General features: G+C 60.4%; 4 protein-coding genes and 1 pseudogene. 4 read left to right on the forward strand and 1 reads right to left on the reverse strand.

Annotated features, from left to right (window positions below; translation table 11 throughout):
- Positions 1 to 7 precede the first annotated feature (7 nt).
- From XpruCFBP8353_RS20285 to XpruCFBP8353_RS20305, 4 genes and pseudogenes are all read left to right on the forward strand, one after another.
- The gene (locus XpruCFBP8353_RS20285; protein WP_101378182.1) at positions 8 to 6,265 is read left to right on the forward strand and encodes a MalT transcriptional regulator family protein; all 6,258 of its coding nucleotides are present in this window, start codon (positions 8 to 10) and stop codon (positions 6,263 to 6,265) included.
- Positions 6,266 to 6,299: 34 nt separating this feature from the next.
- Complete coding sequence (locus XpruCFBP8353_RS20290; RefSeq protein WP_101364850.1) at positions 6,300 to 6,917, forward strand: hypothetical protein; 618 nt, start codon at positions 6,300 to 6,302, stop codon at positions 6,915 to 6,917.
- A gap of 515 nt (positions 6,918 to 7,432) precedes the next feature.
- Positions 7,433 to 7,633 (forward strand): annotated as a pseudogene (locus tag XpruCFBP8353_RS24710) (LexA family protein); the annotation flags it as partial.
- 3,889 nt (positions 7,634 to 11,522) lie between these two features.
- The gene (locus tag XpruCFBP8353_RS20305) at positions 11,523 to 13,142 is read left to right on the forward strand and encodes a hypothetical protein (RefSeq protein WP_101364852.1); all 1,620 of its coding nucleotides are present in this window, start codon (positions 11,523 to 11,525) and stop codon (positions 13,140 to 13,142) included.
- Positions 13,143 to 13,309: 167 nt separating this feature from the next.
- On the opposite strand, the gene XpruCFBP8353_RS20310 is transcribed toward XpruCFBP8353_RS20305, so the two are convergent.
- On the reverse strand, positions 13,310 to 14,395 hold the full coding sequence (locus XpruCFBP8353_RS20310; protein WP_101364853.1) for a site-specific integrase: 1,086 nt from the start codon (positions 14,393 to 14,395) through the stop codon (positions 13,310 to 13,312).
- Between the last annotated feature and the right edge of the window lie 37 nt (positions 14,396 to 14,432).

A 14,432-nucleotide genomic window follows, 5' to 3' on the forward strand; every position in this document is an offset into this window, starting at 1 on the left:
GAAGTCGATGGCGCAGCAAATTGATACTTTTGATGTAGGCCCAAGCAGAGACGGCGACCAGTTTCATTACTCGCGCGCGTCGCGCCTTTGCTTAGAACTCCTTCAGTCATCCTCCGACCTACAGGTAGTATCCGTCGAAGGAATCTCAAAGCAGGACTCTGTCAACGCGGGCATCGAATCCATCGACCTCGCCCTCTATTACGGCAGCACCAGTTTGTCGACGGCGCGGCTCGTGCGCTATCGCCAGCTCAAGCACTCGACGCTTCATGCCGACAAGGAATGGACCGCAAGCGGCTTGCGAAAGACGCTCAAAGACTTCTCGGATCGCTTCACCGCATTGGCCGGCCAATTCGGGATCGAGGACGTCCGCACCCGTTTTGCATTTGAGTTCGAAACCAATCGGCCAATCTCATCTAAGGTTGAACAGGCGCTAGCGGAGCTGACGAGGGGTACGACAGGGCGCTACGCGAGCTACATCAGTCGTGTAACTGGGCTAGCGCCCGCTGACCTCCAGGTATTTGCCTCCCTATTCCGGCCGATCACGCGCGTCGAAGGATTTCTTGAACAGCGCTCACTACTCAATCGAGACCTGAGAGCTTACCTTCCAGATAACGACAAAGACGCGGCAATTGCTCTGCGCGAGCTCGTCGCACGCAAGGCCACATCAGAATTCAGATCCAACCACGAGATCCGACGCGAAGATGTCCTGGACACGATCGGCACCAGGCTAGACGAGCTCTTCCCGGCACCGAATGTCATCGATTCGCCTGCCGTTGTCGTGCCCCGCGCCCAGATGCCAGACTTGCTCAAGGTCATCATCGATTCGCAGTTGCCAGTCATTGTCTCCGCCGATGGCGGTTGCGGCAAATCCGTCGTCGCCACCCAGATCGGTGCCGCCTTTTCGGACACGGCTTTCGTCTACGACTGCTTCGGTAACGGTGGATATAGAAGCGCGACCGGACTGAGACATCGCGCGAAAGACGGATTGGTCCAACTGGCAAATGAAATGGCCTCCCATGGCCTGTGTCACCCCCTGATCCCTACGCCAAAGGCGGATGACTCTGGTTATGTGCGCGCGTTTCTGGCACGGGTGGAGCAAGCCAGCATAGTTGTGCGGAGCAGGTCCGCCGATGCGCACCTCATTCTGATCTTGGACGCGGCAGACAACGCCGAGATGGCGGCCGAAGAGTTCCACCATCCCCCTAGCTTCCCTCGCTTACTGCTCACCGAGGCCCTTCCCGATAACGTTCGGCTGGTACTCACTTCGCGCCCTCATAGGATCGACAAGCTCCATCCGCCGCCGGGCGTAACCCGGTTTGACCTTGATGGTTTCACTCAGCAGGAGACTGAACATCTTCTCAGGACCCGTTTTACCGAGATTGTCGAGGCTGATGTTCTGGAGTTTCATCGCCTGACGTCCCGCAATCCGCGGGTTCAGCGTACAGCACTCGATCTAGACCCGGCCGCGCCCCTGGCCACGGTCCTGCGCAGCCTAGGCCCATCGCCCCGGACTGTCGACGACACCATTGCGGACCTGTTGGAGCGGGCTGTCAGCCAGACCCGCCATGCCGCGTCAGCGATAGAGCGAACTCAAATTGACCGCATCTGCGCGGCTCTCGCTACACTGCGCCCATTCGTGCCGATCAGAGTCATTGCTTTGACAGCGGGCGTTGACGAAGGCTTGGTTAGAAGCTTCGTCCATGACCTCGGCAAACCGCTGCTGATTCGCGAAGATTCCGTACAGTTCAGGGACGAGCCGACGGAGACGTGGTTCCAAGAGCATTTCAGGCCCGGCCACGAGGAGCTCGATGCGTTCGTACGTCGCCTGAGACCACTGGCGCGGGAGAGTCGCTATGCCGCCTCTGCGCTCCCGGCGCTGATGTTGAGCACTGATCGCTTTGATGAGCTAGTTCATCTCGCCCTAGATGATGACGCACTTCCTGAGAATGACGAGATCGCGCGGCGTGATGTCGAGTTGCAGCGACTGGAGTTCGCGACCCTGGCGGCACTTCGAGCACGTCGATATGCCGATGCCGCCAAGCTCGCATTGAAGGCCGGCGGACGTGTAGCGGCCGACGGTCGTCAGCAAACGCTCTTGAGCGGAAATGTGGATCTGGCATCACAGTTCCTCGATGGGGATCAGCTCGTGGAGCAGGTCTCAAGACGTCAGATCATCGGTGGAAACTGGACGGGGTCCGAGCACGCCTATGAAGCAGCGCTTCTCTCAGGACGAGAAGGTCTTAAGGGCGAAGCACGCGCTCAACTGCGGATTGCCTATGACTGGCTCAACCATTGGCTGAGGAACCGACGAAGGGATGATTACTCAACCTCGCTTGAGGACGGTGACATCCTTGAACTGCAGTGGGCGGAGCTAAATATCCATGGACCTGCACGCTGCGCTGATCAGTTGCGCCGATGGCGACCGCGCGAGATTTCCTATCGCGTGGGGCGCTTGCTTGGAAAGCGCCTGGTCGACGGGGCGCGGTGGGAGGATGCAGAGGCCTTAGCTATTTCAGCCGGCAACGATATCGGCCTAGTTCTGGCGGTCGCCGAGGAGCTCAGGAAAGTCGAGCGACAAGTGCCGAAGCACGCCGCCAAGCGAATCATGCGCCTGCTCTTTCATCCTCGAGTTAGAATCGAGTCGCCTGGCGACTGGCGAGGTGACGCCACGCGAGTTGGAGCAATTTCGTCGATTATTGAGACTGCGCAGCGCTACCGGCTGGCGCCAAAACGTAAGCTCGCGAGCTTGTTGCGCCGCTACCTACCCAAAAGCGTGCCTGGGGCGCTCGAATCAGAGCATCTGAACGACGATAGAATTGTATTCTTACGCGCATATGCTTTGCTTGCCGGACTTTCGGGCAAGTCTTTGACGCTTGAGGTCATTTATGGCTCGAAGCGCAACTCCAGAAAAACTGCGAAGAGTGACTTTAGTGGTCGAGGCTTTGAGAACCTCAAGGCTCTGATTCCTTGGCACGAACTTAGCGTTAAGGTCCGTACTGGCGCATTGTCGCAAGGGCAATTTGCCACGTCTTTATCCGAAGCCTTGGAGAGTTGGACCCGCCACAGGCGTGACGTTTATCAGGACTGGTCTGCAACGGCAGACGAGGTCGCGCGGCTGTGGTCTGAGTGCATTGTCCTGCTAGACGGAGACGAAACTCTCTGGAGTGGTCTAGTGCAATGGCAGGAAGGATTGCGGATCCCTCTGTTCATCCCAACCTTGGCAGACCTCGCGCGTCGCGCGGCATTGACTAAAGGACCTCCACACGTCGTCCTTTCCTTTGCAAAAAAGGCCCGGAGTCGAATCGGAGAGGACACCGAGCTGGCTGAATCAATGGCCGACAGCTTCGTTCTACTCTCTCGAGCTGTGCTTGGGGCCAGCAAGCATGAAGCCTTGCAATACTTCAGTGAGGCGGTCCGTGTCGCCAGCAACATAGGGCAGGAGAACCTCGAGCGATGGCATGCCCTACTGAACTTGAGCGACGCTTGTACCGAAGATAAAGCCGACGATCCGCGCCTAGCCCATCGATTCGCCCGTGCCGCCGAGCTAACGCGATCATACGTTGATCGAGACAAACACTTCGATTGGGAGCACACAGTCGAGGCAATCGCCACGCTGTCACCGCGGACTGCGCCAGCCATCATGAGTCGTTGGCGCGATCGTCGGTTTGGTGAGCCCGAGCGATTCTTGCCCCAGCTTGTCGAATTCTTGTGCAAGCGGGGCAATCTGGATGGTCGCGATGGCGCCGCACTCATCTGCTTTGAGGGCCATTGGGACTGGTCGTCCATGATCTCGATGGCGCTAGACGCGGCCGGCAGCCGTGCTGAGAAAGACAAGCTACTGACTCAGTTCTACCGATACTTACGCTTTTCCGCGAGTTCCAAGCAGCACTTGAAAATGGTTGCAAATGCTGTTCAGCAACGGGGCTTGGAAGCTCGGCCATTCCGCGAGCTGGAGCAGCGTGCGAGACGTTTTGAGTCAGGCGATGTGTCACACGAGGATTCAACATCTAGCGCGCGCCAGCCCAGTCCAGACTGGGAAGCGGTGTTTGAAGGCATCGATCTCGCCACCACCCTGGGCCTCCTAGAGAGTCAATCGCGAATGCCCGATGAGCGACTCGGGCGTTGGCGAGAGAGATGGATTGAAGAAGCTGTAGGCCGCGTGCATCACGGCATGGAAGGCGAGTTCCTCAAGAGTCTTGAGTCGATTGATGAATGGAATCTCTATGCGGTTCATGAGCTTCTCGAGAGGATTCCCTCGATCTGGGTGGACGGACTCGCGTTGCGAAAGACGTTAGCGTCGTTCGTTGACCGCACTGTGCGTGAGCATGCGACGTCGCTCGACATCAACCGCTATCACCAACCGCTACCCTTCGACCTTGTTTACGAGAAGACCGGGCTCTCGCGGCAGGACCTGCTTCGGTCCGCACTTGACGCAATTGCAGAGACTAGCCTGCCAACTTCGTCCCGACGCCTCTTTCAACTCGTCGGCATCACCGCACAGTTCCTGAACCCGGCGGAAGCACGTTCTGTCCTAGGCTATGGCCTAGAGCATCTAGAGGACAGCCTCGGTTACGAACAGGGGGATGGGCCGTGGAGTCCGCACCTAGAACCCGCAGGAGGTTGTCGCGAGAGTGTCGCAGGCTATATCTGGGCTGCCTTGGGGGCTGTTGAGTCGGGCCGCCGGTGGCAGGCAGCCCATGCCGTCCGCGCATTGTGCTTCTTGGGGCGCGATTCACTTTTTGCGGATCTTGTTGCGCTCGCAACTGGAGGAAGTGCGGTCGCCTTTACAGACGCGAGCCTCCACTTTTACAGAATGCACGCGCTCCAATGGCTATTGACCGCCGTCGACCGTGCATCTCGTGAGAGTGCGCAGGCTGTCGCGCGTCATGCCCAGTGGCTGGAGTCATTGGCATCCCGAAAAAATCGACACGTGATCTCCAGAGGCATGGCGGCTAGGACCCTGCTGAACTTAGCCGATCAGGCCCACCTTGAGATGGATTCGGATACCCGCAATACGCTTATAGCGATAAATTCATCCCACCTGCCAACCCAATTCTCCGCCACCCACACAAGACTGCACCGCAATCAAGCCCGACCGAACGTCGATTGTGAGTTCACCTTCGGCTACGACTTCTCGCGAAGCTGGATCGAGCCGCTAGCGCGAGCCTTTGCCATATATCCAAGAGAGATCGAAGAAATCGCATGCCGAGTTATCCGAGAGCAGTGGGGGCTGCATGAAAGCGGCGATTACAACAGCGATGTGCGTGCTCAGCGCGGCCAATTCAAGGAAGACCTGAGGCACCGAGGCAACGAGTTGGGAGGAAAGGATAACCTGTCGTTCTATCTCTCTTATCACGCGCTGATGGAGGCCGCAGGACAGCTACTGGAGACACATCCGCTTCATGAAGACCTTGAGAGCTCTTGGGGCTCATTCTCTTACTGGCTTCTGGAGAATGCCTCGTTCGATCCCAAGGGCGACTGGCTGGCGGACAGCAGGCAGTTGCCTCCGACAGATGTCATAGAATTCCCGGCACACGAGAAGGGCACTTGGCCCGTACCTGCCGCAAAGAGTTACGCGCTATCGCGCATCATGGCTCATGGCGAGGCGGTCGTGGCTGCAGGCAGATGGACACAGTATGCCGGGCGCAACAGCGAATCACTTCGCGTGGTCAGTGCATTGGCATCGCGCACGCGCGCCGGGGCGCTGGCTCGAGCATTGGCGACGACCCGAAACCCTTATGACTACGCACTTCCCGATTTCCAGGATACTCACGAGATCCACCACGGGGACTATGTATTGGAGGGCTGGGTAACCGAGGCGGGCAAGGAGACGGGAGCTGATTCTGATGATCCGTGGGCCGGAGAATTGTCCCGACGATTTCCGGACATCGCCGGCGCGGTGGCTGATGAGCTTGGAATCACCCTGGATGAAGCCTCAGGTGAGTGGCACCAGAATGACGGAACTTGCGTGGCGTGGGTGGAGCGGTGGGGCGAACGAACCTACGATGAGGATGGGCGCAGCCCAAGTGGAGAACGCCTCTTGGTAGACATGAAGTTCCTGAAAGAGATGCTGGATCGACAGGGGCGAACGCTGATCATTGAAGTCACCTGCGATCGCCGAGTTGTACCTTTCAACTACCAAAGCAGGGCTGAAGATGTCCAAGAAGAGCGAGCAACTAGTATCATCAGGATCGAAGCGGCGGGCTCCCCGTGCATCGTCGGCTTCAGTGCTCGCCCTAGGCGAAAGGCTCATCGCCGAGCTTAAACTGGTTGATTCAACAAACACGCTTGCGCGATGGATGGCGCATTACATCGCCGAATTGATCGTGCGCGCTGAGCAGGCTGCTCCGGCTCAGCACAGAGAGGCGCTGGAAGAGTGTGCGCGCGCCATTATGGATCTGTGGGCGCTGGCGCGGACCTTTCCTACCGAGAGAGGAATCTTCGAATCCGTTGACCGGATAATCGAAGTTATCGACTCTCTGCATCCTGATGCTGGGTCGTATTATCGCAACGATCGCTGGCGGGCCCTTGAGGCGCTCGCTATTGGCGCAGGCAATGAAATAGATGAGCTACTGACGACTGCGTTAGAAATTGATGGCATCGCTCGCAGCCTCATTCACCACGTTCTTACGCTTGCAGCGCAGGTGGCTGGGCGAGAGAGCGCTGAATGGTTGGAGTTTGCTCAGGACCTCGAAGATGAAGACCCTTACACTGAACTCCGAATTAGGATCGTGGCGATGGGGCGGGAGCAGGAATCACTCGAGAGGTATCGCATTGAGCAGCTGGAGAAACGAATCGCTCAACTTGATCAGTTCTCTGCTGCCGCTCAGTCGCTGCGCACGAGCCTCATGGAATCTCTAGCTGAAGCTAAGGATAGTAGCGCCCGGCGGGTGCGCATGGGCGGGGCAGCGGATTAGGATGATTTATCGGGGGTAGGGCGGGCCCGCTTCGTCCGAGCGGACTCCGTACGCTACGGGTGCTGCTAAGGCTGCCTACTGAGTATCCGGACTCATAAGGCTACGAGGAATTTACGCTCCGGCTGCTGTTCCGATGGAGCCTTTACGGCGGCCGCTCCCAGACTTTCGTGAGCAGCGGAATGGTTCCGTCCAGATCACGCACATGGTCACCACCCACTTCTAGTCGGGGATCCGCGTCGCCGAGTACCTAATGACCCTGCCGCCGCGATCTGTGCTTATGGAGCGTTTGCAGCAGGCGACCCAACTGGCTCAGTCACAGGCCGAGCGGCGAAAAGCGTAGCCTCGCAGAGCGGGGCCGGGTGCACATGTGGACGGTAGCCGGTGGCTGACGCGGCTGCCTGAAGAGCTTTGTCCGTCTCATCATTCATTGGGATTGGGGCGCCTGGCGGTGCGATAGGAGCAGAGTCTGGAAGGAGTATTGATGCGTTCTCTTTTATGGAGTACATATGTTCTCCATGAAGAAGCTCAGCGATCGTCGGCTCGCCGTGCTGGCCTTTATCCAGGAACGCGTGGCCCGACAGGGGCAGCCGCCGACCCTCGCTGAGATCGCGGAGGCCTGTGGGCTGGCCTCGCGCAGCGCCGCCCGGAAGCATGTCGTCGCGTTGGAGGAGGCCGGGCTGATCGAAGTCGCACCCGGCCAGGCGCGTGGTGCACGGCCGACGCTTACCAGGACCCGCACCGACCTGATTCGGGAGAGCAGCTTGTTCGAGATCACCCCCCGTGATGTCGCCGAACTGGATGACAGCGCCCTGCGCGAACTCCTCGCCAGGCTGTGCGACGCAAGCCTGGCGGCGAGCCGACACCCGTCGCAGCACGTGACCTGGGGTGGCGATCAGCGCGCTTCAGATGGTGGGGTGGACGTGCGACTCGATGCATCGCAGGCAGTCGCGGACGAAGCCGGCTTCCCCCGGCCCGTAATCGGCTACCAAGTGAAGAAAATGCGGATGCCCCGGTCCGAGATCCAGGCCGAGATGTGTCCGGGCGGCGTACTGCGTCCGTCGATTCGCAACATCCTCCAGACCGGTGGCGCGTACATCATCGTCAGCTCGGAAAGCACCTCCGACAGCGGCTATCAGGAACGCAAGAAGGCCATGCAGGAGGCTGTGGCCGGGGGGGAGGGCGCGGACGCCGCGTTCGTCGACTTCTACGACGCACGGCGGATCGCCGACTGGACCAACCGGCATCCCGGGGTCGTCACGTGGGTCCGGGAGCGTCTCGGCAAACCGCTGCAGGGATGGCGCCCCCATGGGCAGTGGGTAGTCAATCGGGGAGGCAAGGCCCATCCCTTCGTCGACGACGAATCCCCGCGCCTGGTCGACCCCGCTGATCGCGAACAGCACCGGTACTCGCTGCAGGAGGGACTCCAGTACGTGCGCACGCTGCTGCGCAAGGGAGGCGCGTCTGTCCGCATCGCGGGTCTGTCCGGGGTCGGGAAGACCCGGTTCGCCCAGGCCTTGTTCGAAGGGGAGGCTGTGGAGAACGCCATTGATCCGTCACTGGCGGTGTATTGCGACGTTTCCGACGAGCCGATGCCGGTGCCGCAGGTGCTCCTGGACGAGCTGGTCGCCGCCGGGCGCCGAGTTGTGCTCGTGGTCGACAACTGTTCGTCCGAGCTACACGCGAAGCTGGCGGCGAAGTGCAAGGGCTCCAATACCGTCAGCCTGCTGACCATTGAATACGACATCCGCGAGGATACGCCGAACGAGACGAGCGTCTTCCGGTTGGAGCCGGCGTCTTCGGAGCTGATCACCGAGGTGATCAAGCAGCAGTACCCGCATATCTCGCAGGTCGACGCTGCAACGATCACTCGCTTCTCGGAAGGCAATTCCAGGGTCGCTATCGCCTTGGCCGAAACGGTGGGGAAGCATGAGTCGCTGGGTAGGCTGAACGACGACGCGCTCTTCAACCGGCTGTTCTGGCAGAAACACGACAAAAACGACTCGCTGCTGCGCGCAGCACGAGCCTGTGCGCTGGTGTACTCGTTCGATGGCGAGAACGAGGCGAACGAGCTCCCCCGCTTGGCCGCACTGGCCAACATGGGGGTGCTCGCGTTCCACGGCGAAGTGGCCACGCTGCTCCAACGCGGCTTGGCGCAGAAGCGTGGTCCCTGGCGCGCAGTGCTGCCGCATGCCATCGCGAACCGCCTTGCGAAGCTGGCACTTTCGGCGATTCCCTACAGCTTCATCGCCCCCCAGCTGGTGGAGGGCAGAGGGCGGTTGCTACGCTCGTTCTCGCGCCGGCTGGGCTACCTGCACGACAGCGAAGAGGCCGTCGCCATCGTCCGCGGATGGTTGGCTGAAGAAGGACTCCTCGGTGACGTCGCCGGGCTCAACGAACCGCTGGTTGAGGTGCTTCGCAACGTGGCGCCGGTGGATCGCAAGGCGACGCTTGAATCGATCGAGCGGGCGGCAAACGGCAATGATGCCGAACAGTTCCTGTCCGTGGACAACCCGGCCAGAAGCACCATCACGCACCTGCTCCGGTCCATTGCCTACGAAGCCGAGCATTTCGACCGGTGCTTGGCGGTTCTCGTGCTGTTCGTGCTGGCCGAGCCGACCGGGAACCGGATGGACCGTACCGACGAGCTCATCAAGTCGATGTTCACCATCTACCTGTCCGGCACGCACGCCACCAGGGACCAGCGCGCATCATGGCTTCGTGCGCACCTGGAGTCGGCAGACGAGCGCGTGCAGGGGCTGGCGATCCGGTGCCTGGATTCCGCCTTGGAGACGAACCATTTCTCCTCGCACTACGGTTTCGACTTCGGGGCGTGGTCGCGGAACTATGGATACACGCCCAAGCGTGGGCCGGAGGCGTTGGCGTGGTTCGAGTCTTTCATCGCGCTTGCGGTGGAGTTCGGTATGCGCGAGTCGGCGCTGGGCGCGAGGGTCCGGAACATGCTGGCGAGCAACTTCCGGTCACTGTGGACCAATGTCCGCCGGTACGACCAGTTGGAGGATGCCGTCGCGAGGCTGATGCCACTCGGCTGGGAAAAGGGGTGGTTGGCCATTCGCCAGACGATGCGGTTCGACAAGGACGAGAAGAATCCGGAGGGGGCGCGTCGCCTGGCGGCTCTTGAGCAACAAATCCGCCCAACGACCCTGGTCGCACAGACCAAGGCCGTAGTGTTGACCTCGTTCTCGGCCGGACTGGATATCACCGACGGGGACGAATACGACGGCCTGAAGCCCTATGAGCGTGCCGAGCGCTACGCGGAGGATCTTGGGCGGGCGGTGGCGACGGACGCCGAATCGCTGGAGGTACTGCTTCCGATGCTGGTCGAGAACAAGCAGGCGCGCCAGTCGAGGTTCGGGTTCGGGCTCGCGAAGGGGTCGAACCAGCCGGAGCAACTTTGGCGTGCACTCGTGTCCGCCTTCGAATCGACCGATGCTGATGTCCGCGGTGTGCAGGTGCTGCTTGGATTCCTGGGTGGCCTCCACGAGGTCGACAGGCCGCTATTCGAACGACTTCTGGATGAAGCACTGGATAGCCCGACGCTTTCCGAGTGGGTGCCCGTCCTGCAGACCTGTGCACCACTGGACGAGCGCGGCAGCGAAAGGCTCATGCGCTCGCTCGAGCGCCGTGCCGCACCTGCCGACAAGTACCAGTACCTCGCCTACGGACGTGTCACGGAGGGACTGGCGGACCCGGATATGGCGCGGCTGATCCGTGGCATCGCCGACAAGGATGATGGCCTGCTGGTCGCGCTGGACGTGGTGGCGATGCATCTGCACGGCAAGCCGCAGGCGGGCCCGGAAATTACTGCCGCCGTCCGTGAGCTCGTGCCTAAGGTGCCGCTGACCGTACGGCGGAACCACCAGCTCGACTTCTCCCTCAAGTCGCTGGTGGAGAAGTGCATGGCGGGTCCTGACGGGGAGCCGGCAGCTAGGGCGCTGCTCCTGAGCCTCCGTGCAGGCATGGCGGACCATACGCTGTCCTCGTACGACTTCGAAGACGTTATTGGCGCGCTGTTTTCGGTTCATCCGGTGGCCGCACTTGACGAGCTGCTGGATCCCAGCGAGGACGACCCTCGAGGGTTCATTCGAACATTGACGCTCGAAGGCCTGCACGGTGGGCAACACCCGCTTGCCAACGTCCCGTTGGAAACATTGCTGGCATGGTGCCGTGGTGGTGATTCCGAGCGTTGGGCGCTACTGGCCGATTCGATTCCGGCGTTCGCCGAGGACGATGACAAACATGTGGTTTGGAGCGAAGTCGCGTTGGAACTGATCCGGCACTCACCCGAGCAGATAAAGGTGATCCGGGCGTTGGCCCGCCGGGTTAAGCCCATGAGCTGGAGCGGATCCCGGGCCGCCATCATGTCCAAGCGGTTGCCGTTGTTCGATGCGCTCGAGGCCTTCCTTCAAGGCGAGGATCTCGCTGCGCTCAGGCAGTATCGCGAGGACTTCGAGCGCCAGATTGAGCGCGAGCGTGCATGGGAACAGCAGGAACGAGATCCTCGGGATAACAGCTTCGAATAGTTCGGGTTTCGCGTGGACCGGCAATGCAACATCAACTTTCACGGGGCGCCCGGGGAGAGCGGGGATGAACGAAGAATCCAAAGAGGCATCAGACGCGACAGCCAGCGACAGTCCTGGGAGACAGCCGCCCCGACTTGCTCCGCCGAAGGGAGTAGATCCTACCGAGGTTGCCGCCGGCCCGATCTTCGATCTCACCACGGCAGAAGGTGAGACCGAATCGGAACGTTTTCTCGCGCGCCTTTGCAGGCACTCCTTTCTGAGCCTGTGGTCCTATCCAAATACCTTTACTGACGAAGGCGTTCGCGAGGATGGTGCCTCGAGTGGGAACGAGTTCGCTGACGTTCTCGTGGTTTTTGGAGATGACGTCATTCTGTTTTCGGACAAGCACATTCGCTTCAGCGAGGGCGTTGCACTCGATGTTGCGTGGCCGCGTTGGTTCAAGAGCGCGATAACGAAGTCGGTGCGGCAGCTCTATGGCGCGATGAACTGGGCCAAGCGCTTTCCTGGCCGCGTCTATCAGGATGCAGCCTGCAAGAAACCCTTGCCGGTCCCGCTTCCTCCGCCAGATCGTGCGCGGTTCCATCTTGTCGCAACGACGCGTGGATCGTTTGTCCCTTATTCAAAGCATTTTAAAGGGAGTCTTGGCACACATCAGATCAATACGGGGATTGTCGGAAAAGATCATCACCAGCACCCCTTTACCATTGGCGTAGTTGAGCCGCGCAAACAGTTTGTGCACGTCTTTGACGAATTCTCTCTCGAGGCGGTCCTACGCGAGCGCGATACGGCTGCTGACTTCATCGCTTATCTGAAGGCGCGAGAGGAACTGCTTACATCGGGAACAGTTGTCATCGCCGCTGGGGAAGAGCAGTTACTTGCCGCGTACATGACGAACATGAGGGACGGTGAGCACTGGTTCTTGCCGCCACAAGACGGGAAGTCACTTCCCGACATTCTTTGGTTCGACGAATCTCATTGGCCAGGCCTCCACGAACGACCCGAGTACAAAGCAAAGAAGGTTGCCGATAGAACAAGCTATCTCTGGGACCGATTGGTTGATCGGTTCATCAAGGAAGGCAACCCAGGAATCATGGGTGCCACCACGAGCAACCAGGATCTAGAGGTCGCACTTCGCATCATCGCGTCTAAGAGTCGGTTCGAGAGGAGGTTTCTTTCGGATGTCTTGTTAGCTGCATTCGAGATGGCCAAGACACGGCCAGATGCCAGGCGGATGAGACTGTTCTCCACGTTGCAGCAGCCAGAGGTGGCGTACGCCTTCCTGGTTGATCCGCTGCTGCCTGGAGAAGACTATGCCGAGTACCGCAGGCGGCGTGCTTCGTTCCTTCAGATTTATTTGCAATGCGCAAAGCTGCGCATGCCTGAGGCAACGACATTCATTGGTATGGCGTTCGATCATCCGGTGAAGGATTACGCTGGCTATTCCGAGGACCTAGCGGTTTACCGTTTGACCGAAGATGCGGAGGTCGATTTGGTGGAATTGCGGCGGTTGGCCGATGATGTGGGCATACTCGCGGAGAATCTGCCTTTACAGCACAGCTGGACTCAAGACTTCCCTCATCAATGTCCGGAATCACCAGCGGCGCCCATTCCACGATCACGGAAGAAGGCGAAGGGCCGCAATAAAATGGCGAAGGCTTCTAGGCGCAAGAATCGTCGAAAGTGAAGATAAGACTCTACTGATTGCTTCTGGCAGGATTCGGCGATTGATGGTGTTTCTGTATACACAGATGTCGCTAGCGTAGTTGAGGCGAACTGGTGAACAACCGCTACGTGGCGCCGTACCGGTTGTGCGGCGCGGCCGAGTTGCGTCTGGGCGACGACCGATGGCAGTCAATCTTCTAGCAAGCGAGCAGCGGGATTAGCCGTGGCACCGCCCGCCTGGAAGTACCCGATCACGCTCGACACCGCCCGATGCTCGGTGAGCTGCATGATTGCCGGCAGCGACACCCCTTGGCGGCTGGCCTCGGTGACAAATCCTGATCGCAGGCTATGCCCTCCAAAATCCCCCTCCAGTCCCGCCATACGCGCCCGCCGCTGTACGATTTCGCCCACGGCCGCCGGGGAGAGGGCAGGGCCCACACGCCGTTTCCACAGCCTCCGGAAGATCGCCCCTTCAATGATTCCGGAAGCCTCCAGCCAGTCCTCCAGCGCCAGCGCGGCCCGGTCGAGCACAGGCTTGTCCGGTGTGGAAGATGCGGTGACACCGGCCTGCTGGGTCTTGCTGTGTTCAAGCCGGTAGATATAGCCGTTGTCGCCGATCCGCCGTAGGTCGCGCAGGTCGGCGGCAGCGATCTCGCTGCGGCGACGCCCGCCACTGGCGAACCCAAAGCAGAGCAGGGCGCGATCGCGCAGGCCTTCCAGGCTGTCGTCGCAGGTGGCGAGCATGGCTTCCAGCTCGGCCAGCGTGATCGCGGTTTTCTTGCGCGGCCGCTCGCCACGCTTGACGGCGGCTCGGGCGGCACGGCTGAGCACAGTTCGGATCGCCGGTTGCTCGCAGGGGTTGGCCAATTGCTTGAGCCGGTGCGCGGTCGACAACACCGCCACCCGGTGGCGAACCGTGGTGAGGGTCCAAGGCCCAAGCTTGGCTTTCAGGCCAGCTGCGACCAGCGCCTGGTCGACCGCCGGCGGCAGCTCCCACGCCAGTTCGCCCTCGGTCGAACGGCGTTGCACGTGGTCGACCACAAACTGCAGCACGGTGGCTTCGGGCACCGGAAAGGCCAGCTCGATGCCGTAGCGCGCCGCGTGCCAGCCGGCCCAGTAGCGCAGCGCGCTGGCGTAGCTGCGGGTGGTGTTGGCCGCGGCCGCCTCGGCCAACAGCTCACGCACCGCGTCAGCCGCTTGTTGGGCCAGCTGTTCCGGCAGCACCAGGTGCTGGACGGTCTGGACGACGAGGGTACTGGTGGAATTATTTCTCATAGTATGTAATGCACACTACGCTCCGGTGCCGATAGCC

The sequence above is a fragment of the Xanthomonas prunicola genome (assembly GCF_002846205.1).
GTDB lineage: Bacteria > Pseudomonadota > Gammaproteobacteria > Xanthomonadales > Xanthomonadaceae > Xanthomonas > Xanthomonas prunicola.

Coding starts and splice junctions, on each gene's coding strand:
- XpruCFBP8353_RS20290 (WP_101364850.1), top strand. CDS start 6,300: ATGGCGCATTACATCGCCGAATTGATCGTGCGCGCTGAGCAGGCTGCT.
- XpruCFBP8353_RS20285 (WP_101378182.1), top strand. CDS start 8: ATGGCGCAGCAAATTGATACTTTTGATGTAGGCCCAAGCAGAGACGGC.
- XpruCFBP8353_RS20310 (WP_101364853.1), bottom strand. CDS start 14,395: ATGAGAAATAATTCCACCAGTACCCTCGTCGTCCAGACCGTCCAGCAC.
- XpruCFBP8353_RS20305 (WP_101364852.1), top strand. CDS start 11,523: ATGAACGAAGAATCCAAAGAGGCATCAGACGCGACAGCCAGCGACAGT.